At 65.6% G+C, this 20,736-nt stretch carries 22 protein-coding genes; 17 read left to right on the plus strand and 5 right to left on the minus strand.

From position 1 onward, the window contains the following. The 9 genes from RCH14_RS06760 (at window position 1) to RCH14_RS06800 (ending at window position 6,103) form a co-directional block, all read left to right on the plus strand. Window positions 1-327, plus strand: a complete 327-nt coding sequence (locus tag RCH14_RS06760) for a DUF2818 family protein (RefSeq protein ID WP_343025374.1) — start codon at window positions 1-3, stop codon at window positions 325-327. A 56-nt stretch (window positions 328-383) separates the two neighbouring features. Then, entirely contained in the window at window positions 384-941 is a 558-nt protein-coding gene (locus RCH14_RS06765; protein WP_343025549.1) for an NUDIX hydrolase, read from the plus strand. A 17-nt stretch (window positions 942-958) separates the two neighbouring features. Continuing rightward, entirely contained in the window at window positions 959-1,642 is a 684-nt protein-coding gene (locus tag RCH14_RS06770; protein WP_343025375.1) for a hypothetical protein, read from the plus strand. Between the two features lie 13 nt (window positions 1,643-1,655). Continuing rightward, window positions 1,656-2,384, plus strand: coding sequence for a 2-C-methyl-D-erythritol 4-phosphate cytidylyltransferase (gene ispD / locus RCH14_RS06775; RefSeq protein ID WP_343025376.1), 729 nt, complete (start codon window positions 1,656-1,658; stop codon window positions 2,382-2,384). Window positions 2,385-2,418: 34 nt separating this feature from the next. After that, on the plus strand, window positions 2,419-2,934 hold the full coding sequence (gene ispF / locus RCH14_RS06780) for a 2-C-methyl-D-erythritol 2,4-cyclodiphosphate synthase (protein ID WP_343025377.1): 516 nt from the start codon (window positions 2,419-2,421) through the stop codon (window positions 2,932-2,934). Between the two features lie 64 nt (window positions 2,935-2,998). Further along, entirely contained in the window at window positions 2,999-4,270 is a 1,272-nt protein-coding gene (locus RCH14_RS06785) for an MFS transporter (RefSeq protein ID WP_343025378.1), read from the plus strand. A gap of 2 nt (window positions 4,271-4,272) precedes the next feature. Further along, window positions 4,273-4,578: a hypothetical protein gene (locus tag RCH14_RS06790; RefSeq protein WP_343025379.1), complete on the plus strand. Its 306-nt coding sequence runs from the start codon at window positions 4,273-4,275 to the stop codon at window positions 4,576-4,578. A 74-nt stretch (window positions 4,579-4,652) separates the two neighbouring features. Next, a complete protein-coding gene (locus RCH14_RS06795) occupies window positions 4,653-5,207 on the plus strand; it encodes an NAD(P)H-dependent oxidoreductase (protein ID WP_343025380.1) in 555 nt (184 codons plus the stop codon). Beyond that, entirely contained in the window at window positions 5,204-6,103 is a 900-nt protein-coding gene (locus tag RCH14_RS06800) for an ion transporter (protein WP_343025381.1), read from the plus strand. The genes RCH14_RS06795 and RCH14_RS06800 overlap by 4 nt, the downstream gene beginning before the upstream one ends. A gap of 11 nt (window positions 6,104-6,114) precedes the next feature. Here the strand turns inward: RCH14_RS06800 and RCH14_RS06805 are convergent, their stop codons facing one another. After that, complete coding sequence (locus RCH14_RS06805; protein ID WP_343025382.1) at window positions 6,115-7,071, minus strand: tripartite tricarboxylate transporter substrate binding protein; 957 nt, start codon at window positions 7,069-7,071, stop codon at window positions 6,115-6,117. Window positions 7,072-7,353: 282 nt separating this feature from the next. Here RCH14_RS06805 and leuC point away from each other — a divergent pair, with 282 nt between their 5' ends. From leuC to RCH14_RS06825, 4 genes are all read left to right on the plus strand, one after another. Then, window positions 7,354-8,781: a 3-isopropylmalate dehydratase large subunit gene (gene leuC, locus RCH14_RS06810; protein ID WP_343025383.1), complete on the plus strand. Its 1,428-nt coding sequence runs from the start codon at window positions 7,354-7,356 to the stop codon at window positions 8,779-8,781. After that, a complete protein-coding gene (leuD, locus tag RCH14_RS06815; protein ID WP_343025384.1) occupies window positions 8,781-9,419 on the plus strand; it encodes a 3-isopropylmalate dehydratase small subunit in 639 nt (212 codons plus the stop codon). The genes leuC and leuD overlap by 1 nt, the downstream gene beginning before the upstream one ends. 76 nt (window positions 9,420-9,495) lie before the next feature. Next, a complete protein-coding gene (locus RCH14_RS06820) occupies window positions 9,496-10,413 on the plus strand; it encodes a LysR substrate-binding domain-containing protein (RefSeq protein ID WP_343025385.1) in 918 nt (305 codons plus the stop codon). A gap of 39 nt (window positions 10,414-10,452) precedes the next feature. Beyond that, entirely contained in the window at window positions 10,453-11,067 is a 615-nt protein-coding gene (locus RCH14_RS06825; RefSeq protein WP_343025386.1) for a flavin reductase family protein, read from the plus strand. 51 nt (window positions 11,068-11,118) lie between these two features. On the opposite strand, the gene RCH14_RS06830 is transcribed toward RCH14_RS06825, so the two are convergent. Beyond that, entirely contained in the window at window positions 11,119-11,916 is a 798-nt protein-coding gene (locus RCH14_RS06830) for a hypothetical protein (RefSeq protein WP_343025387.1), read from the minus strand. Window positions 11,917-12,225: 309 nt separating this feature from the next. Here RCH14_RS06830 and RCH14_RS06835 point away from each other — a divergent pair, with 309 nt between their 5' ends. From RCH14_RS06835 to RCH14_RS06845, 3 genes are all read left to right on the plus strand, one after another. Next, window positions 12,226-12,708: a hypothetical protein gene (locus RCH14_RS06835; RefSeq protein ID WP_343025388.1), complete on the plus strand. Its 483-nt coding sequence runs from the start codon at window positions 12,226-12,228 to the stop codon at window positions 12,706-12,708. Continuing rightward, window positions 12,692-13,051 carry a hypothetical protein gene (locus tag RCH14_RS06840; RefSeq protein ID WP_343025389.1) on the plus strand — a complete coding sequence of 120 codons (360 nt, stop codon included), beginning with the start codon at window positions 12,692-12,694 and terminating at the stop codon, window positions 13,049-13,051. The genes RCH14_RS06835 and RCH14_RS06840 overlap by 17 nt, the downstream gene beginning before the upstream one ends. A gap of 285 nt (window positions 13,052-13,336) precedes the next feature. Next, window positions 13,337-14,995, plus strand: a complete 1,659-nt coding sequence (locus tag RCH14_RS06845) for an ATP-binding protein (RefSeq protein ID WP_343025390.1) — start codon at window positions 13,337-13,339, stop codon at window positions 14,993-14,995. Between the two features lie 9 nt (window positions 14,996-15,004). On the opposite strand, the gene RCH14_RS06850 is transcribed toward RCH14_RS06845, so the two are convergent. From RCH14_RS06850 to ribA, 3 genes are all read right to left on the minus strand, one after another. After that, window positions 15,005-15,955, minus strand: a complete 951-nt coding sequence (locus tag RCH14_RS06850; protein WP_343025391.1) for an FHA domain-containing protein — start codon at window positions 15,953-15,955, stop codon at window positions 15,005-15,007. Beyond that, window positions 15,952-17,418, minus strand: coding sequence for a serine protease (locus tag RCH14_RS06855; protein WP_343025392.1), 1,467 nt, complete (start codon window positions 17,416-17,418; stop codon window positions 15,952-15,954). The genes RCH14_RS06850 and RCH14_RS06855 overlap by 4 nt, the downstream gene beginning before the upstream one ends. Before the next feature lie 78 nt (window positions 17,419-17,496). After that, the gene (ribA, locus tag RCH14_RS06860) at window positions 17,497-18,183 is read right to left on the minus strand and encodes a GTP cyclohydrolase II (protein WP_343025393.1); all 687 of its coding nucleotides are present in this window, start codon (window positions 18,181-18,183) and stop codon (window positions 17,497-17,499) included. Between the two features lie 255 nt (window positions 18,184-18,438). Here ribA and RCH14_RS06865 point away from each other — a divergent pair, with 255 nt between their 5' ends. Continuing rightward, entirely contained in the window at window positions 18,439-20,730 is a 2,292-nt protein-coding gene (locus RCH14_RS06865; RefSeq protein WP_343025394.1) for an ATP-binding protein, read from the plus strand. The last annotated feature ends 6 nt before the right edge of the window (window positions 20,731-20,736 follow it).

A 20,736-nucleotide genomic window follows, 5' to 3' on the forward strand; every position in this document is an offset into this window, starting at 1 on the left:
GTGGATCTGAACCTGGCCGCCTGGCTGGTGGTGCTGCTCGCGCTGGCCGCCGCCAACCTGCCGTTCATCAACGAGCGCCTGTTCGGGCTCGTGGCGCTCCCCGGCCGCAAGCCGGCCGGGGAGCGGCGCATCAAACCGTTCCCCGTGCGCCTGGTGGAGCTGGTCGCGCTGTACTTCGTGGTGGGCTTCATTGCCCGCCTGCTTGAATCGCGCATCGGGTCGGTGGCCGTACAGACCTGGGAATTTCACGCCGTGACCGGGTGCCTGTTCCTGGTGCTGGCGTTTCCCGGCTTCGTGCTGCGGTATTTGCACAAGCCACGCCGGTAGAGATCGAGCGGTTCGCTTATGATGCTTCGTATCGCAGCCTCAACGATAAGGAGCACATAGTGTCGGAACTGAAAGAAACCCGCCTCGACGGCGGCGTCGTCTACGATGGACCCTTCCTGAAGGTCGAACGCGACCGCATCCGCCTGCCGGATGGCAAGGAAAGCCACCGCGAATTCATCCGCCACCCTGGCGCCGTCGTTATCCTGCCGCTGCTCCCCGATGGCCGCATCCTGCTGGAACGCCAGTTCCGCTACCCGAATGGCAAGGTCTTCATTGAGTTCCCGGCCGGTAAGATCGATCCGGGCGAAGACCACCTCGACTGCGCCAAGCGCGAACTGGCCGAAGAAACCGGCTACTCGGCCGCCAAGTGGCGCTTCATCTGCACCATCCACAATGCCATCGCCTACTCGGACGAGCACCTCGAGATCTTCCTGGCCGAAGACCTGACGCAGGGCGAGCAACAGCTCGATGCCGGCGAATTTCTCGAACTGTTCAGCGTCACGCTGCCTGAACTCCTGGCACTCGTACGCAGTGGCGAGATCACCGATGTCAAGACGATCATCGGCACGTTCTGGCTCGAGAAAATCCTGGCCGGCGACTGGACGCCCGCCTGATCACGATGCAGCACTGTTTGTTGGCAGCACTGCTGTTCTTGATGATCCCGGTGGCGTCGGCACAAATCCGCACGCCGCTGCAGGCGCGCTGCGAAGACACGATCGGCGAGAGCATCTCGGTGCTGTCGACGCGCGAGCAGGGCTACCGGATCGACAACACCCGCTCGTACCACGACCTTACGCGCCTGATGCCCAGCGTGCGCCGCGGCTCGTGGGTGCTGGGCCTGACGCACACCGAAGCGCGCGTGCGCATCAATGTTGGCGGGCGCATGCTGGCCGACCCGGCCACCGGCTACGAATGCGTGGCGCCGCGCATCGACGTCAGTCTCGATTACGCGCCCATCGTGGTGTATGTCGGCCGCGAATTTCCACCCACATCGTGCGCCTACCGCGAAGTGCTGGCTCACGAACTGCGTCACCTGACCACCTACCAGAGCTTCATGCCAAAGGCCGAAGCCACCGTGCGCGCGCGGCTGGCGGCACGCTTTGCCGGCAAGCCCTTGTACGCGCCCATCGGCCAGGCGCAGGCGCTGCTGCAGCGCGAGATCGACCGCAGCTGGATGCCTTATATCAAGAGCGAGATGGCCAGGGTCGAAGTGCTGCAGGCCGCGATCGATACGCCGCAGGAGTACGCCCGCCTGGGCAAGGTTTGTGCAGGTGAGGTACAGTCGTTGCTGAGATCCGCGCGCCGCAATGGATGACAAGAAGCTGTTGATGACAATGAACGAACAACCCCACGCAAGCCGTCGCCACGTCGCACTGATTCCGGCCGCCGGCGTCGGCGCCCGCATGGCGGCCGGCAGCCCCAAGCAGTACCTGACGATCGGCGCCAAGCCCATGCTGCGCCACACGGTCGACGCCTTTCTGTCCAGCCCGCTAATCGCCCACACCTACGTGGTCGTCAGCCCTGACGACCCGTTCATCGACGCCGTGCTGCCGGATGCACATGTTGGCGCGAGCCGCGTCACCGTCTTGCGCTGCGGCGGCGCGACGCGCATGGAATCGATTCGCAATGGTCTGCACACCATCCGCGCGACACTGGCCGACACCGACCACGTGCTGGTGCACGACGCCGCGCGCCCCGGCCTGAATGCGGCGCTGATCGAACGCCTGATCACCGGGACGGGCGACCATCCGGCCGGCGGCCTGCTGGCCCTGCCGGTGGTCGATACCGTCAAGCGCAGGAGCGACGCCGGCATCACCACTGTCGCTCGTGCCAACCTGTGGCTGGCCCAGACGCCACAGATGTTTACCTATGCGCTGCTGTGCCGCGCGCTCGACGCGGCGACCGACCCCGAAGCGATCACCGACGACGCCAGCGCGGTCGAAGCCCTCGGGCTGGCCCCCAGGCTGGTCGAAGGGCACCCGCGCAACCTCAAAGTCACACTGCCATCGGACATCCGCATCGCCGAGATGTACCTGGCCGCCGACGCCTCCATTTGACCAAGACATTTGACCAATACAAGAACCTATCATCATGGCACTCGCATCCTACAATCCCACTCCACCGTTTCGCATCGGCACCGGCTATGACAACCACGCGCTGGTCGAAGGGCGCAAGCTCATCGTCGGCGGCGTGACCATCCCGCACCGCCTCGGCCTGCAAGGCCATTCGGATGCCGATGTGCTGCTGCACGCGATCATCGATTCGCTGCTGGGCGCGGCCGCGCTGGGCGACATCGGCAAGCACTTCCCGGACACCGACCCGATGTTCGCCGGCGCCGACTCGCGCACGCTGCTGCGCGAAGTGGCGAACCGCGTCCTGCAATCCGGTTACACGATCGGCAACATCGACGCCACCATCATCGCGCAGCAACCCAAGATGGCGCCGCACATCCCGCTGATGGTCACGCGCATCGCCGAAGATCTGGGCGTCTCGCCGCAGCAGGTCAACATCAAGGCCAAGACCAACGAGAAGCTCGGCTACCTCGGGCGCGAAGAAGGCATGGCCGCGCAATCGACCGCACTGCTGATCCGCGCGCCAGCCGACTGATCGGCCCACTGAGCCGCCGACGGATCGTAGCCCATGGCAGGGGCGGTGGCTCTATAATTGCCGAATGACAAACACCTCCGCCCACCTGTCGCCGCGCGCGGCCTGGACACTGATCCTGGTTGCCAGCGCCGTCATGATGATCACGACGGGGACGCGCCTGACGAGCGGCCTGTTTCTGTCGCCGCTCAACACCGCCACCGGCCTGGGCGTGGCGACCATCAGCTTCGTGATGGCGGTGGCGCAGCTGATGTGGGGCGTGGCGCAGCCGGTCTTTGGCGCCGTGGCCGACAAGTACGGTCCGGGCCGCGTGATTGCGCTGGGTGGCGTCATGCTGGCGGTCGGCACGGCCGCCACGCCGTTCGTCGGCTCCGAATGGGCGCTGCTGCTGACGATGGGCTTCCTGTCGGCGGCCGGGGCAGGGGCGGGCAGCTTCTCGATCCTGATCGGCGCCACCGCACAGCGCCTGCCCCCGGAACGCCGCGCGTTCGCGTCCGGCTTCATCAATGCCGGTGGGTCGTTCGGCCAGTTCGCGCTCGCCCCGCTGATGGGCGCGATCATCGCCGGCGCCGGCTGGATCGTGGCGATGCTGACGCTGGCAGCCACTGCATTGCTGACCATTCCGCTGGCCTGGCCGCTGCGGCGCAAGCGCGCTGCCGTTGCCACTGTCGTTGCCACCGGGCCAGCGACGCCATCTGCACCGGTCACGCCTTCAACACCACCCATCGCCCTCGGTCAGCAACTGCGCCAGGCGCTGCGCGATCGCAGCTACCTGTGCCTGCATGCGGGCTTTTTCACCTGCGGCTTTCACATCGCCTTTCTCGTCACTCACTTGCCGGGCGAAGTCGCCATGTGCGGCTTGCCGACGACGGTGTCGGCCACGGCGCTCGCGCTGATCGGCCTGTTCAACATCGCCGGCAGTCTGGCGGCCGGCATGCTCGCCTCGCGTTATCGCATGAAGTCGCTGCTGTTCTGGATCTACGCGAGCCGCGTCGTCATTGTTGGCCTGTATCTGCTGGCGCCCAAGACGGCGTGGACCTTCTACATCTTCGCCGGCGCGCTGGGCTTCACCTGGCTGGCCACGGTGCCGCCGACGGCGGGCCTGGTGGGCAAACTGTTCGGCGTGCGCTACTTGGCCACGCTGTTCGGCATGACGCTGCTGTCGCACCAGATCGGCGGCTTTTTCGGTGCCTGGCTGGGCGGACTGGCCGTCGTCCACACCGGTGACTATCGCTGGATGTGGTATGCCGACATGGCCCTGGCCGCCGCCGCAGCGCTGATCAATCTGCCAATCCGCGAAGCGCACGTGGTCCGCGCGCCGGCACTGGCCAAGGCATAACGATGGCGCGCGATGCATGGGCCTACCGCGAGGTGGCGGTCGAATCCAGCCTGGACTGGCGCGGCCGGCCGTGCATCTCGCCTGTCTCGGGTCAGGCGTTTTCAACGGGCATGCGGGTGCAGTGTTCGCGCCGCCTGCTCGATCTGGCGCAGTACCCGCTTGGCACGTGTTTTTTGCTGTCGGTGCGCATCAGCGACCGCCAGGGTGGCGCGCCGTTCCTGTATGCGTGGCATGGCGATCCGGTCGTGGTCTTGAGCAAGGCAGCGCGCAAGCGCTTCCTGCAGATGTACCGGCGCCTGCGCCTGTAACGGCCCAACGTCGTGGTGAAACTGGTTATCATGGGCGATCGACAATACACATCATGCATACTCCAGGAATCCCCATGACCACCAAAAAAATCGCTGTCCTCGTCGGCAGCCTGCGCAAGGAATCGCTCACCCGCCGCGTTGCCAACAGTCTTATCGCCGTGGCCCCGGACGGCTTTGAACTGACGATCGTCGAACTGGGCGACCTGCCGCTGTACAACGAGGACGACGAAACCGCCACGCCACCGCCCGCATTCACGGTGTTTCGCGACGCGATCAAAGGCGCGGACGGCATCCTGTTCTGCACGCCCGAATACAACCGCTCGGTGCCGGGTTCGCTCAAGAACGCGATCGACGTCGGCTCGCGTCCGTATGGCAAGGCCGCCTTTGCCGACAAGCCGTGCGCCGTGGTCAGCGTCTCGCCTGGCGTGCTGGGCGGATTTGGCGCCAACCACCACCTGCGCCAGATGCTGCCGTTCCTGAACATGCCGACGATGCCGGCGCCAGAGGCTTATATCGGCGGCGTCGCCGCCAAGTACGAAGGCGACAGGCTGATCGACGACGGCACGCGCGCCTTCTTCGAAAAATTCATGGCCGCCTTCGGCGCCTGGGTCACGCAGCACGCCCGATGAGCCGGGCGAGCGACCACGAACACGTCCCGACTGCGCCGCGTGATCTGCCAACCCTGCTGGGGCGCCCGCCCGGGGGCTGGCGCGCGCGCATGTTCGACGTCATCTTCGGCACCGACACGCCGGCCGGGCGCCGCTTCGACCTCGCGCTGGTGGCAATCATCCTGCTCAGCATTCTCACCGTGGTGCTCGACAGCGTGCCGGCCATCGGGCGGCGCTATGCGGCGCAGATGTCGGTGCTCGAATGGACGTTCACGATCTTTTTCACGCTCGAGTACATCGCGCGCCTGGTCTGCATCCAGCGGCCCATGCGCTATGCGCGCAGCTTCTATGGCGTGATCGATCTGGTCTCGGTGCTGCCGACCTGGATTTCGCTGCTGGTCCCGGGCAGCCAGGTGTTTCTCGACGTGCGCATCCTGCGCCTGCTGCGCATCTTCCGCATCCTCAAGCTCACGCGCTATGTCGAAGAGTACACGCGCCTGGGCGAGGCGCTGGTGGCCAGCAAGCGCAAGATCATGGTGTTCCTGTCGGTCGTGCTGATGCTGATCCTGATTCTCGGCACCGTGATGTATGTGGTCGAGGGGCCCGAGAGCGGCTTTACCAGCATCCCGATGGCGATGTACTGGGCCACCGTGACGATCACGACGGTCGGCTATGGCGACATGACGCCGCACACGCCGCTGGGCAAGGCGATCGCGTCGTTCATGATGCTGCTCGGCTGGGGCATCCTGGCGGTGCCGACGGGAATCGTCAGCGCCGAGATGACGTCGCAGAAGCTGGCGCGCCATGCGCCGCGCGGCGAGCCACGTACCTGCAGAGGCTGCGGCAGCACGGGGCACGATCCGCGCGCGCAGTTCTGCAAGGATTGTGGCGCCGGGCTGGCAGCAGAGCAGGCCTGACGGCCGAGGCATCAATCGAGCGTGATGTTCGCCTTCTTGATGACCTTGTTCCAGTAGTCGAGCTCGCCCGTCACGAGGCTGGCGACGGCAGGCGGATTCAGGTAGTGGATTTCGACGCCCTGCGCGTCGGCCTGTTTTTTCGCTTCCGGCGTCTCCAGCGCACCCTTCACGCCATTGCTCAATTGCGTGACGAGGGCAGGCGGCGTGCCCGCCGGCGCAAACAGGCCCACCCAGGCTTCGAGCGTGAAGTCGGGATAGCCTGCTTCAGCCGTCGTCGGTACCTGCGGCAGCATCGGATGGCGCTCTTTGCCGGCGATGGCCAGCGCCTTCAGTTTGCCGGACTGGACATGCTGCATTACCGATGGCGGCGTGGTGATGAACACGTGCACGCGCCCCGACAGCACGTCCGCGATCGCCTGGCCGGAACCCTTGTAGGGAACGTGCAGCATATTGGTACCGGTCTGCTGCTTGAACAGTTCGGTCCCGATATGCGACAGCGAGCCATTGCCCTGCGACGCGTAGCTGAATTTGCCAGGATTCTTTTTCAGGTAGGCCACCAGTTCACCGAGCGTGCCTACCGGCAGCGACGGATGCACGGCCACGACATTGGTTGCGGTGACCAGCAGCGCGACGGGCGTGAAATCCTTGGGCGCCCACGGCAGCTTCGTCATCAAGGACGGGTTGGCAGTGTGATACGCCGAATACGACACCAGCAGCGTGGCGCCATCCGGCGCGGCGCGGGCCACCGTCTGGTAGGCGATATTGCCGCTGCCACCGGGCCGGTTGTCGACGACGACCGTGTGCTTGAGCAGCTGCCCGAGCGGTTGCGCGACCACGCGCGCGGCCGTGTCGACGACGCCGCCAGGCGGATTGGGAACGATCAGCGTGATCGGCTTGGATGGCAGCGACTGGGCAAGCGCTGCGGCTGAGGCAAGCAGCAGCATGCCACCGGCAAGGGTGCGAAGCATCGTACGTCTCCTGTGAATGTGTGTGTCGTGACCCGCTCTCTGGGGCGGGCTTTGGGTACAGCAAGGTACCAGCCAATGTACTGATTTATCGCGTGCCCGGCATTCGTATTATCGGTCGTGCAGTCTTCGCATTTCGCGAAGCCTTCGTCATCCGCGAAGCGGGAATTGCCGATTCAGGGATTCCCCGGCCAGGTTGTTTCGGGCCACACTCGGTCCACCGGCAACGCCGCCGCAGAGCGGGCAGTGCCGGCAATCGAACGATCGCGATGGAGACGACAGATCATGGCAGACACGCGGCATGGCACGCGGCACGACACGCTGTACGACAAACTATGGGCACGGCACGAAGTGCATGTCGAGGACGACGGCACAACGCTGCTGTACGTCGACCGTCATTTACTCAATGAGGTCATGAGCCCGCAGGCCTTCGAAGGCTTGCGCACGCACCGGCGCAAGGTCTGGCGCATCGCGTCGAATCTGGCGGTGGCCGACCACAATATTCCGACCACCGACCGCGCGGCCGGCATCGACGATCCCGTCTCGCGCCTGCAGGTCGAGACGCTGACGAAAAATTGCGGCGAATTCGGAATCGACGAAATCGGCATGACGGACCGTCGGCAAGGCATTGTGCACGTGATCGGGCCGGAGCAGGGCGTCACGCTGCCGGGCCTCTCCATCGTGTGCGGCGACAGCCACACGAGCACCCACGGCGCGTTTGCCTGCCTGGCATTCGGCATCGGCACGTCCGAGGTCGAGCATGTGCTGGCGACCCAGTGCCTGCTCGGCAAGAAGTCGAAGAACCTGCTGGTGCGATTCGACGGCGCGCTGCCGCCGGGCGTGACAGCCAAGGACATGGCGCTGGCCATGATCGGCAAGATCGGCACCGCAGGCGCGACGGGCTATGCGATCGAGTATGCCGGCGCGGCAGTCACTGCTCTGTCGATGGAGGGCCGCATGACCCTGTGCAATATGACCGTGGAGGCAGGCGCGCGCTGCGGCATGATCGCGGTCGACGACAAGACGCTCGCTTATCTCGATGGCCGCCCGGAAGCGCCCCGTGGGGCGCAATGGGAGCGGGCCGTCATCTACTGGCGCACGCTGGCGAGCGACCCCGGCGCCGTGTTCGATGCGCTAGTGACGATCGACGTGGCCACCATCAAGCCCCAGGTAACGTGGGGTACGTCGCCCGAGATGGTCACGACCGTCGACGGCATGGTGCCCGATCCCGCGCACGAACCTGACCCCACCAGGCGCGCCGGCATCGTGCATGCGTTGTCGTACATGGGCCTGGCGCCCGGTACGCGCATGACCGACATTCATGTCGACGTTGTCTTTATCGGCTCGTGCACCAACTCGCGCATTGAGGATCTGCGCGCCGCCGCCGCCATCGTGCGCGGCAAGCAGGTCGCGCACAACGTGCAACTGGCCATGGTGGTGCCGGGCTCGGGGCTGGTCAAGCAGCAGGCCGAGGCCGAGGGGCTCGACACCGTCTTCCGCCAGGCCGGCTTCGAATGGCGCGAGCCGGGCTGCTCGATGTGCCTGGGCATGAACGCCGACCAGCTGCAGCCCGGCCAGCGCGCGGCCTCGACGTCGAACCGCAATTTCGAAGGCCGGCAGGGCGCTGGTGGCCGCACGCATCTGGTCAGTCCGGAAATGGCGGCGGCCGCAGCCGTCATGGGGCATTTCGTCGATATCCGGGAGTGGTGCTGATGGAACAATTTACTGCACACGAAGGACTGGTCGTGCCGCTCGACCGCGGCAATGTCGATACCGATGCCATCGTCCCCAAACAGTTTCTCAAATCGATACGTCGCGTCGGCTTCGGTGTGAACCTGTTCGATGCCTGGCGCTATCTCGATATCGGTGAACCCGACCAGGACTGCAGCGGCCGCCCGCTCAATCCGGATTTCGTGCTGAACCAGGCACGCTATCAGGGCGCCAGCATCCTGCTCGCGCGCGACAATTTCGGCTGCGGCAGTTCGCGCGAGCATGCGCCGTGGGCCCTGGCCGACTTCGGCATTCGCGTGCTCATCGCGCCGTCGTTTGCCGACATTTTTTATAACAACTGCTTCAAGAACGGCTTGCTGCCAATCGTGCTCGCTGACCACGACGTCGACGCGCTGTTTGCGGCCTGCGCCGCCGCGCCGGGGTTTGCCGTGAAGGTCGACCTGTCGGCGCAGACCGTCACCTGGCCAGGCATTGACCGCGTCAGCCGGTTCGAGGTGGACCCGGCCCGCAAGCATCGCCTGCTGCATGGCCTCGACGATATCGCGCTGACGATCGGCCACGCGGACAAGATCCGGGCGTATGAGGCATGGCGCAGGAAGGAGGAAGACTGGGTGTTCTGAAGCCGCGCGCAACGCTGCCACGTGCTTGTGGCAAGATGCACGCTGTCCACCCTGTCGTCATCCAAGGAGAGTGCTGTTGAACTACGCGCGTTTTGATCTGGTCACGCTCAACCTGTTCATCGAGATTGCGCGCACCGGCAGCATCACGCGCGGCGCCCAGCAAGCCAATCTTGCCGTCGCTGCGGCGAGCAAGCGCGTATCGGACCTCGAAGCGCATCTGGGCACACGGCTGCTGTACCGCCACGCCAATGGCGTCACGCTGACCGAAGCGGGCCGCTCGTGTTTCCAGCACGCGCTGGGCATTCTGCAGGACGTCGACCGGATGTCGGGGGACCTGTCCGACTTCGCTGCCGGCGGCCGGGGTCAGGTGCGCATCTGGGCCAACACCTCGGCAGTGACGCAGTTCCTGCCGGACGACCTGACGCGCTTTCGGCGCGAGCATCCGGGCATCCGCGTCAGCCTGGAAGAGCGCAACAGCGGCGACGTCGTGGCGGCGGTGCGCGAGAACCGCGCCGACATTGGCCTGTTTGCCGACCGCACCGCCGTTGGCGACATCGATGTCTTCGATTACCGCCAGGACCGGCTGGTCCTGATCGTGTCGCTCGATCATCCACTGGCCATGCACGACAGCGTGCGGCTGGCCGATGCGCTGGACTATGAATTCGTCAGCCTGTCCGAAGCGACGTCGCTGGCCGAACGATTGCGCACCGAATGCAGCCGCCTTGAAAAGCCATTGAAGCTCAGTATTCAGGTGCGCAGCTTCGACGCCGTCTGCCGCATGGTGATGGTGGGCCTGGGTATCGGCGTGCTGCCGCGCCTGGCCGCCGAACCGCACGTGCGCTCGATGGGCCTGAAGCTGATCACGCTGACCGACGACTGGGCCGAGCGCACGCTGCTGCTCGCGCTGCGCAGCACGCTGGCGCTGCCGGCCCCGGTCAGGTTGCTGGCCAGTTGCCTGAGCGCCGATGCGGCCCGCGCGATCAACGCGCCCTGAACGCACACCATTCCAACCCATTCACGAAAAAACCAAGCCATGTCGATCCATTTCTACGAACCCCGTCAAGGCCACGGGCTGCCCCACGATCCCTTCAATGCCATCGTCGGCCCACGGCCCATCGGCTGGATCTCGTCGCTGAGCGCATCCGGCGTGCGCAACCTGGCCCCGTACAGCTTCTTCAACGCTTTCAACTATGTGCCGCCGATCGTCGGGTTTGCCAGCATCGGCGCCAAGGACACGCTGCGCAATGTGCAGGAGACGGGCGAATTCGTGTGGAATCTCGCGACGCGCCCCCTGGCCGAGGCGATGAACGCGTCGTGCGCCGCCGTCGGCCCCGAGGTCGACGAGTTCGCGCTGGCCGGGCTGACACCCGCGCCGTCGCGCCTGGTGGCGGCGCCGCGCGTGGCTGAAAGCCCGGTCGCGTTCGAATGCAAGGTCACGCAGATCATTCAGTTGCAGCAGGTCAGCGGCGAGACGGTGCCGACCTGGCTGGTACTCGGTGAAGTCGTGGGCGTGCACATCGCCGTAGCGTCGCTGAAGGACGGCGTCTACGACACCGCCAATGCTGGCCATATCCTGCGCGCGGGCGGGCCAGCCGATTACTTTTCGGTCGGGCCCGAACAGCTGTTCCAGATGCACCGGCCGCGCTAGACGATCATCCGGTGCGCACCACGGTGGCGTGTGGCGCACCGGATTGGTGGATTACGGCATGGCCGCGTGCTGTGCAAAGTGTGGTGCAGCGCGGCCCGGCAATGGTGCATATGGGCGCGTGAGGGTGACCGCTGGCGGGGCAGCGGCGTCGCGTTCGAGCCAGTAGTTGAATTGGCCGAAGCTTGGCAAACCACCCGCATCATGGCCCTGGAAGAAGTCGCCCAGCATCTGGCGGTACGCCGCGCGGCGCGAAAAATCGTCGTGACTGGCGGCGTAGCGCGCCGCCGCGGCGCGGAAGATTGCGCGCATCCGTTCGTCGGCATTGGTGCCGGTGGCCTCGCCCTTGCGTGGCCGGCCGCGCTTGATGCCGGCGGTGACGGCGCGCGTGCGGCCCGGTGCGCCCGAGTTGCTGTAGTCGGGCAGCAGCGCGTCCGGCGTCTGGCCCCGTTCCCAGTAGCGGCGCAGGTAGCGCAGGATGCTCGACTTCGAGACCCCATGGGCTGCTGCGTAACCGGCCATCAGGATGGCGCGGTCGCGCGGCTGGTACAAGGCCTGGCGGTCGGCGTGCAGGGCGCGCACGGCCGACCAGGCTTTGGCCTGCAGGGTCCGGTAGCCTTCCGGTACCGGCTCTTGCGGCGGCGTGGCCGCGAACGGATCGACCAGCAACCGGCGCGCCCCGCCGCCGCGCAGCAGGTCTTCGAGGTCGTGCAGGGGCGTCGGCTCGGGCAGGGCCGAGGGGCTGGCCAGCCGGTACGTCCATGCCAGCGCCTGTGAACGGTCGATCCACAGCACCCGGATCATGTGGCCATGCATGCCCGTGTATTCGAGCACATCGTTTTGGGTCAACATCGTCTTCTCCCGCAGTTCAGTGTGCTTCTGTACATGCAAGGATCGAGCCAGCCACTTCATCAGGCAACGCTCATGAAGGCGAACACGTTTGGTGCACCGCAAACGAGCAGTGCGCGCGCGACGTAGTCTCGTTGATTCGTGTCCGATACGGTCGATCAACCACGTAGCGAGAAGCGTGCATGTTTTCGTTTATCGGGTGGTCGCAATGCTTGGCAGGCTGTGCAATCCAGCCAATCGATTACGGCAACGTGATGCCAGAAGGGGCTGACAAACGTCGCGTCATGGGTGCTCACGAACCTTGGGGGGGATATGCGAAGTCTACTGATATTGTTGACTGCATGGGCAGGTACTTGGGGCGGTGCATGTGCCCAAGTCCCGATTTCCATAGACGACGCAATCAGCCAGGAGAGAGCGAACCTTGCAAGGCTGGCGCAGAGCGGGAGAACACCACAGCTTTGCAGTCAGCAAGGCCTTTCCATCGAGTGCAATGTCGTGCCCGGGCCGCAGCTCGACAGTTTTTTTTATCGAGGAGATTTATTGGATTCACGGGCCGTCTCCAGTCAATTGCCTAAAGCAAAATATGAGAGTCTGGCTCGACTTGTGTCGCTGCTGGAACAAAAGGCAGTGTTGCTTGAAATTTCCATGGCCTACCCGCCGCGAACGCTCTGGGAATTTCAGACGCTGCGTCAAGCGTTCAATGCCCAACGTCTTCAGATATATACGCTTGAAAAAAAGTTAGCTGGGTTGCAGTGCAAACAAGGACAGGAGATAGAAAATGCAAGGTCAGAATAAGCTCCCGTCCCTTGAATCACTGGATGCACAGATCGCTGCGATCAGACGTGAAACATCACATCAGACGGGCATCCCAGCGCAGTGGTGGACAGCTGAGAGCGCAATGACTGTCAGCGCCGTTGTCCTCGCTTTCGGCGTGCTTGTGCTGATCGTGACGGTGCTGATGATCAAGTGGGGATCTTCCCCTGAATCGACGTTGCGTGTCGTAGGGACGATCGTGATCCTTATCATGGCAGTCTTTCTGGTCGTGGCTGGGTACAGCGACAAGCAAATTGCGCCTGTAATGGGATTGCTAGGTACTGTCGCGGGGTACTTACTGGGAAAATCTTCAAAAGAAGCCTAACGGGCGCTTTACTGCCATTCAGTGGCTTTCCGAGCCATCTGCCGATGCCCGGAATCACGACATCAGCAAGCATTATCAGATCGACGACTCGGGCCAGCATACCGGCAACTTGGAAGACGACAGAGCAGAACGTCGTTCTACGAAGCCGCCTGCATGGTAATCGTCGCAAAACCTCGATGCGCCTTCTCGTGGTGCCGTTCCGTGGACCTCGGCAACTGCGGCAAAATTGCATCATCCGAGTTTCAATTGCCGACCGTCAATTGGAGTTCATGCGACAATTCGGCCATGAGCGATCCAGTCCGACCTTCTTCCATTTCCTCCGACGATGGCGGCATGCGCGCGCTGGTGCGCCACCACGATTGGGCAGCCACCGCACTGGGTGACGTGGCCAGCTGGCCACCCGAGTTGCGGGTCGCGCTCGATCTGATGCTCGATGCGCGGCACCCGGCGCTGGTCGGCTGGGGCACGCCGGCATCGCCGACGATGCCAGTACTGTTCAATGATGCCTATGCCAGGCTGCTGGGGGCAGAGTGCCCACAGGCGCTGGGCCAGCCGCTGTCCGCCATCCTCCCTGCGGCCTGGCCGCGCCTCGCACCGCTGGTCGAGACCGCGCTTGCCGGCGCGCCGGCCTGGCTCGGCGACGTGCAACTGGTGCCGGCAGCCACGCACACGCCTGGCGCGCGCCACTTCAGCGCCGCCTTCTCGCCGCTGCGCGATGCCGCCGGCACGGTACACGGCTTCTTCCATACCGCGTTCGCGATCGACGCCGGCGAGCACGTGCGCGTCGAAGCAGCGTTGCAGCGCCAGGCGCACGAATCGGCCGAAGCCAGCCGCCACCGCAGCGAATTTCTGGCGGTGCTGGCGCATGAGCTGCGTAATCCAATGGCCCCGATCCGCACCGGCCTGGAAATCATGCGCCTGCGCGCCGACAGTCCCGAAACGATCGAGCGCGTACGCGAAATGCTCGAGCGCCAGACGCGCCAGATGACGCACCTGATCGACGACCTGCTCGACGTCGCGCGCGTCACCAGCGGCAAGATCGATATCCGCAAGCAGCTGGTCGACCTCAATCGCGTGGTCGCCAGCGCGGTCGAGACCAGCACACCGATGATCCAGGGTGCGCGCCACGTCCTCGACGTCGCCATGTGGGGCGAGCCGCTGCTGCTCGACATCGACCCGACCCGCGTCGCGCAGGTGATCAACAACCTGTTGACCAACGCGGCCAAGTACACGCCGCCCGGCGGCAGCATCCGCCTCACGGTGCGCAAGGAGCGCAGCAGTGGCGGCGGACAGGCGGTGGTGTCGGTGACCGACAGCGGCGTGGGCATCCCGCCCGAGCACCAGGACACGATCTTCGAGATGTTCAACCAGGTCGGCCGCAACATGGGCCTGGCGCAGGGCGGGCTGGGCATCGGCCTGTCGCTGGTGCGCCAGCTGGTGGCGCTGCATGGCGGCAGCGTCAGCGCCGAGAGTCCGGGCGCGGGTCTTGGCAGCACGTTCACCGTGCGCCTGCCACTGGGCGCACGCATGGCGGTGCCGGGCGACGACACGGCGCGGCAGGACCGCCGCACGGCGCAGCGCCGCACCTACCGCATCCTGGTGGTGGACGACAATGTCGACGCGGCCGAAAGCCTGTCGCTGCTGCTGCAACTGAACTCGCACGAGATCCGCACCGCAACCAATGGCCGCGATGCGCTGGCCCTGGCGCAGGAATTCGTGCCGGACGTTGCGTTCCTCGACATCGGCATGCCCGGCATGACCGGCTTCGAGCTGGCCACGCGCCTGCGCGGTGTGCCCGCGCTGGCGCGGATGACCATCGTTGCCGTCACCGGCTGGGGTTCGGAAGAAGACCAGGCGCGTTCGCGCGAGGCCGGGTTCGACCAGCACTTCACCAAGCCGATCGCGGCCGAGACGGTGAGCCGCCTGCTGGCGGCACTGGACTAGGTTTTCGGCTTAGTCGGGCGCGTTGCCGAGGCGCTCGGCGTCGATCTCGCGCTTCATCGCGCCCACGCTGCCCATGTATTCGGCCACCGGCACAGCGGGACTGGCGCGCAGCTCTGGCGGCAGCAGCACCGGCATGTACAGCTCGTCGGCGGTACGGCCATTGCGCTGCATGTTTCCGGCCAGGATCAGCAGCGAGACCAGCACCGCAACCCCGGCGCAGGACAGACGCAGACGGCGCCGGAACTGCGGCGTGACGGTGGCCAGGTGAAAGTAGATCATCATGGATACGGTCACCACCACCGCGTGCGAGCCATAGCCGGTCAGCCATTCGAGCGACCATGCATAGGCCACCACGCTGGCCAGCAGGCGCACCCCGACCAGCGCGGCCAGGCCGAAACCGACAATGAACAGATGCCGTCCGAGGCGCGCGCGGCGGCCGAACAGGCGGTTGGAAAACGCCCACATGCCGCTCCAGGCCAGACCCGCGCCAACGGCCAGCGCCGGATACAGCGCGTAACGTTCAGGGTCGCCTCCGGCGTCGAGCAGCCAGGCCACGAACAGTCCGGTCACCAGGCACAGCACGATGCCGGCGCCGCCCGGCAGCATGCCTTCCCAGCCGTGCATCGTGCGGTCGACCAGTTCGGGCGGCACCGGGTGTGCGGCGGAGCGGATGCGCAGCGACGTGTGCCCCATGCGCACGACGGTGTCGCCGCCCAGGGTCAGTTCCTTGACGCGCCGGCCCTTGTGGTTGATGCCGTTCTTCGTATCGAGGTCGCGCAGCAGCAGAGCGCCATCGGCGCCGAGATCGACCAGCGCGTGGTGCGCCGCTGCGTAGTCGTCGTCGACGATGAAGTCGTTGTCGTAGGCGCGGCCGAGGCGGATCGGGAGCGCCGTCACGCGATGCCGGTGCAGCACCTCACCGTTGCGCGCCAGCGTCTCGATGGTCCAGGGGCCGCTCATTTGCGCACCGGGCGCCCGAACGCGCCAAGATAGGCCCGCGTGACGCGCATGCCGTTTTCGTATGACACGCCCGAGACGTCGAGCCGGCTTTGCAGGCTGGCCTGCGAGGCATCGGTGCTGGCCGTGAGCAGCGTGAAGTTGTACAGCCCTTCGAACTTGCGATAGGCGCGCACGCAGGTCACGGCGCGCAGCGGCAGCGTACGCGTGTGCACGAAGCGCTCGGTGCAGAACGGCTTGGTCAGGCGCGGATCGCCCGTGCTGCCCAGGTTATCCACCTGGAAGATATCGCTGGCCAGCGCGGCAAAGCGCATCGGGTCCATCGTCCCCGAGCGGATGTAGCGGTGGGTCATCGAGACATTGCCGGTCTGCTGGACGTCCGAGACGAATACCGCCGACTGCATCACGCAGCTCATGGCGTCGACCGCGTAGGCGGCGCCGCGCGAATTGGAGCGGCCCCAGCAACGCACCTGGCCGGACTCGCGCACCGGCACCAGGTATGGCCCCATGCCCTTGAGCGTCAACGGTTCTTCGAGCAGCCGGTCGACCATGCCGGCCTGGTGCGCCAGCAGCTGCTTGCCGATCAGCGGATTGAAGTCGGGCGGGGGCGCGGCCTGTTGCGCCACCTTGCGCAGCAGCTCCTGCGCGTACAACACCGGGACCAGGAAGCTGACCGATTCGCCGTCGCGCCGGCGCGAGACGTTGATACCGGCCACGGTGCCGCTGGCGGTCACGCTGGGGCCGCCGCTCATGCCCGAGTTGATCGGGCCGCTGAAGATCAGGCGGTCATAGAAGCTGCGCTTGAGGACACCGTTGTAGGCGCCTTCCGAAATCGCAAACCCCAGGTCGAGCGGATTGCCCAGCGAGTACAGGGGCTGGCCCTGGCGCAGCTTTACTTTTTGCTCGGGCACCTTGAAGAAGCCACTGCCGTTGCGGTTGATGCGCACCACGGCCAGGTCGTGCAGCACGTCGACCGCCAGCAGTTCGACCGGCCCGGTATTGCCGTCAGTATCGATGTATTCGGCCGTATAGATGGCCGGGTCAAGCGCCATCTGCGAGACCACGTGGTAATTGGTCAGCGCGAGGTTGCTGGTGCCGACCAAAAAGCCCGATCCGACCGTGGACTGGGTGCGGCCGTTCTTGAGCAGCATGCGGATCTGCAGCAGGTCGCCGCGCGCCGATTCGTACAGGTCTTGCGCGGCCGACGAAGGCTGGGGCAGGGCGTCCTGCGTGTCCACTTCGCCCGGAATCAGCTCGGTGGGCGTGGCCGCTGGCGGCGTGTCGACCGCGATTTGCGGGACCGGCGCTGCGACGTTAGCCGCTGCCGGTGCGGCCAGGGCGCCGCGCGCGACGGGGCCAGCGCTCGTTTGTGCGAGCGCCGGCTGCGTGAACAGATCGGCCGCAGCGCCAAGCGCCAGGCAGACGATCAGGAGTGCGGACAAGCGTGCCAATGAAGCGCGGTTCATGCGGTTGCCAGGAAGCAGATGGAAGCCGCTATCTTGCCATCGGGGCGGCGGGCCCTGCGCGCGTTAGCGCGCCGACGGCTAGGCAACCGGTGCCGGCGCTGCCGGGGCCACCGGCTCGCCCTGTTCGACCGACGTCAGGGGCGCCATCATGTGGCCCAGCTTGGCCTGCTTGGTATTGAGGTAGCTGTTGTTGTGGGCGTTGCGGTTGACCAGCAGCGGCACGCGTTCGGTGACCGTGATCCCCAGGCGGGTGAGGGCGTCGATCTTGCGTGGATTGTTGGTCATCAGGCGCACCGCCTTGACGCCAAACTGCGCCAGCATTGGCCGGCACAGCTCATAGTTGCGGGCATCGGCGTGGAAACCCAGTTGCAGATTGGCTTCCACCGTGTCGGCGCCGGCTTCCTGCAGCCGGTAGGCGCGGATTTTGTTGAGTAGGCCAATGCCGCGGCCTTCCTGGCGCAGGTACAACACGATGCCGCGGCCTTCGTCGGCGATGCGGCGCAGCGCGCCTTCCAGCTGTGCGCCGCAATCGCAGCGTTGTGAGAACATGACGTCACCGGTGAGACATTCGGAATGCACGCGCGCCAGCACCGGTTCGCCGTTGCCCAGGTCGCCCAGCACCATTGCCAGGTGCTCCTTGCCGGTGGCTGCCTCGACCCAGGCGTGCAGCGTGAATTCGGCCCACGGCGTCGGCAGCGCGCACGAGGTGGCGTAGTCGAGCAGGGCGGGCGGAAGGTTGGCGGGAATGGCGGCAGCGGCTTGCATGACGGTGTTTCCAATCGATGACGATAGACTTGTAGGGCACAAGTTTATCGGAAATCGGGCGTGGCCGTGCGGAATCACTCCGGCCGCTTCTTCAGCATCACCAGATGCAGGCAAGTTTTCACAAGGCAGTCGCGCAACACATTTAGGCGGATTGGGTAAATAACCGTGGTGTTCGTGTAACTGTTGGTTGAATACCAAGTGTAGCATTGCCCGAGGCCATTATCTACGTGATACGCTCGGACCATCGATACCCTCATGTATTCCATGCAGAATTCCCCGACCTTCTGGCACCGTCTGATCCCGCGCGGGCTTGGTGCACGGCTCGCTCTCGCGTTCACGCTGATGAGCGGCGTCCTTACGCTGCTGCTGGTCGAAGTGGTCGAACGCTCGGCGACGGCGCAGGTCAAGAGCAGTATCGGCGCGGGCCTGGGCGAGATGGCGATGCAGACTGCCGACAAGCTCGATCGCGGCTTGTATGAACGGTTCCGCGAGGTGCGCCTGATGGCGCGCCGCAACGACCTGATCTCGCCGGCGACGAGCCAGACCGAACGGCGCCGCATCCTGGCCGACATGCAGTCGACGTATGGATTCTACGAATGGATCGGCCTGGCTGACCTCGACGGCACGGTGCTGGTCGAGGCGCGTGGCCTGCTCGAAGGCAAGAACGTGGCCAAGCGGCCCTGGTTCAGCAACGCACTGGCAGGCAAGTATGTGGGCGACGTGCACGAGGCTGTCCTGCTGGCCAAGCTGCTGCCGGTGCAGCAGGGCGAGCCGCGCCGCTTTGTCGACGTCGCCTTCCCCTATCTCGATGCGAACGGCCAGCCCGCCGGCGTGATGGGCACGCACCTGTCGTGGGAATGGGCGCGCGATGTCGAGCGATCAATCATCGCGCCGGTCCAGACCCGCAACAAGGTGCAGGCGCTGATCGTCAGCGCCGAAGGCGTGGTGCTGCTCGGGCCCGAAGACCTGCTCGACACGACCGTCAAGCTGGGCAGCCTGAATGCGGCGCGCGAAGGGCGCACCGGGTATGCGGTCGAGCATTGGCCGGATGGGCGCGACTACCTGGTCGGCTATGCTGCGACCAGGGCCGTGGGCGATTACCCAGGACTGGGCTGGCACGTGCTGGTACGCCAGGAGCTCGAGGATGCCTACGCGCCGGTACGCCAATTGCGCGAGCGCGCCCTGTGGAGCGGCGGCGTGCTGGCGCTGCTGTTCTCGCTGGGCGGCTGGCTGCTGGCACGGCGCATCACGCGCCCGCTCGCGGCGCTGGCCAGTTCGGCCGATGGCCTGCGCCGTGGCGACACGCATGAACTGGTGCCGGCCGGGAGCAGCTACACCGAAGTGCATCAGCTGTCCGGCGCGCTCAATGCGCTGGTGACGGCACTGGTGCAGCGCCGCGCCGACCTGCAGACCCTGAACGACACGCTGGAACAGCGGGTCGACCGCCGCACCCGCGAACTGGAACGCGCGCTCGTTGCGGTGCGCGCCAGTGAGGGGCGCATCATCGCCATCGTCAAAGCGGCGCAGGATGCGTTCATCGCCGTCGACCTGCGCGGCATGATCGTGGACTGGAACCCGGCCGCCGAGCGTATGTTCGGCTGGACCCGACACGAGGCCGTGGGCTGGCCGCTGGCAGAAATGATCTTGCCCGAGCGCTATCGCGGCAGCATCGACAAGGCCTTGCAGTCGTTCCGCCACAACGGCCAGTTCATGCTGGCCCGCCGCATGGAGCGCACCGTGATCAACCGCCAGGGCTTCGAGTTCACGGTCGAAAGCACGGTAACGCTGGCCGGCGAACGCGATGACGCGTTCTTCTCGATCTTCCTGCACGATATTTCCGAACGCAAGAAAGTCGAGCGCATGAAGAACGAATTCGTCTCGACCGTCTCGCACGAACTGCGCACGCCGCTCACGTCGATCCACGCATCGTTGTCGATGCTCGGCGGCGGTATGGCCGGCAATCTGCCGTCGGATGCCGCCAGACTGGTCGCAATTGCCAGCCAGAGCTGCGACCGCCTGATGCGGATGGTGAACGACCTGCTCGACATCCAGAAGATCGAAGCAGGCCACATGGAATACCAGCGCACCGCTCAATTGCTCGCACCGCTGATGCATCACGTGGCTGATGCGATGGAAGGCCAGGCGCGCCAGGCGGGCGTGACGCTGCGCCTGGACATGCCGCCAGGCGCCGAAGGGGTCCAGGCCGAGATCGACCACGACCGCATGGTGCAGGTGCTGACCAATCTGGTCTCGAACGCGATCAAGTGCACACCTGGCGGCAAGGTCGTCATTCTTGGCCTCGCGCAGCGCCCGGGCTGGGCACGCCTGAGCGTGACCGACGAAGGTCCCGGGATTTCCCCGGCCTTCCAGAGCCGCGTGTTCGAGCGCTTCGCGCAGGCCGACGCGGCCGACTCGCGCCAGCGCAGCGGCTCGGGCCTGGGCCTCTCCATCAGCAAGGCGATCGTCGAAGAGCATGGCGGCGCGATCGGGTTCGAAACCCGCGCCGGTGCAGGAACGCGCTTTACGGTGGAGTTGCCGCTGGCGTGACGGTGC

The organism is Massilia sp. MP_M2, assembly GCF_039123635.1.
Lineage (GTDB): Bacteria > Pseudomonadota > Gammaproteobacteria > Burkholderiales > Burkholderiaceae_D > Telluria.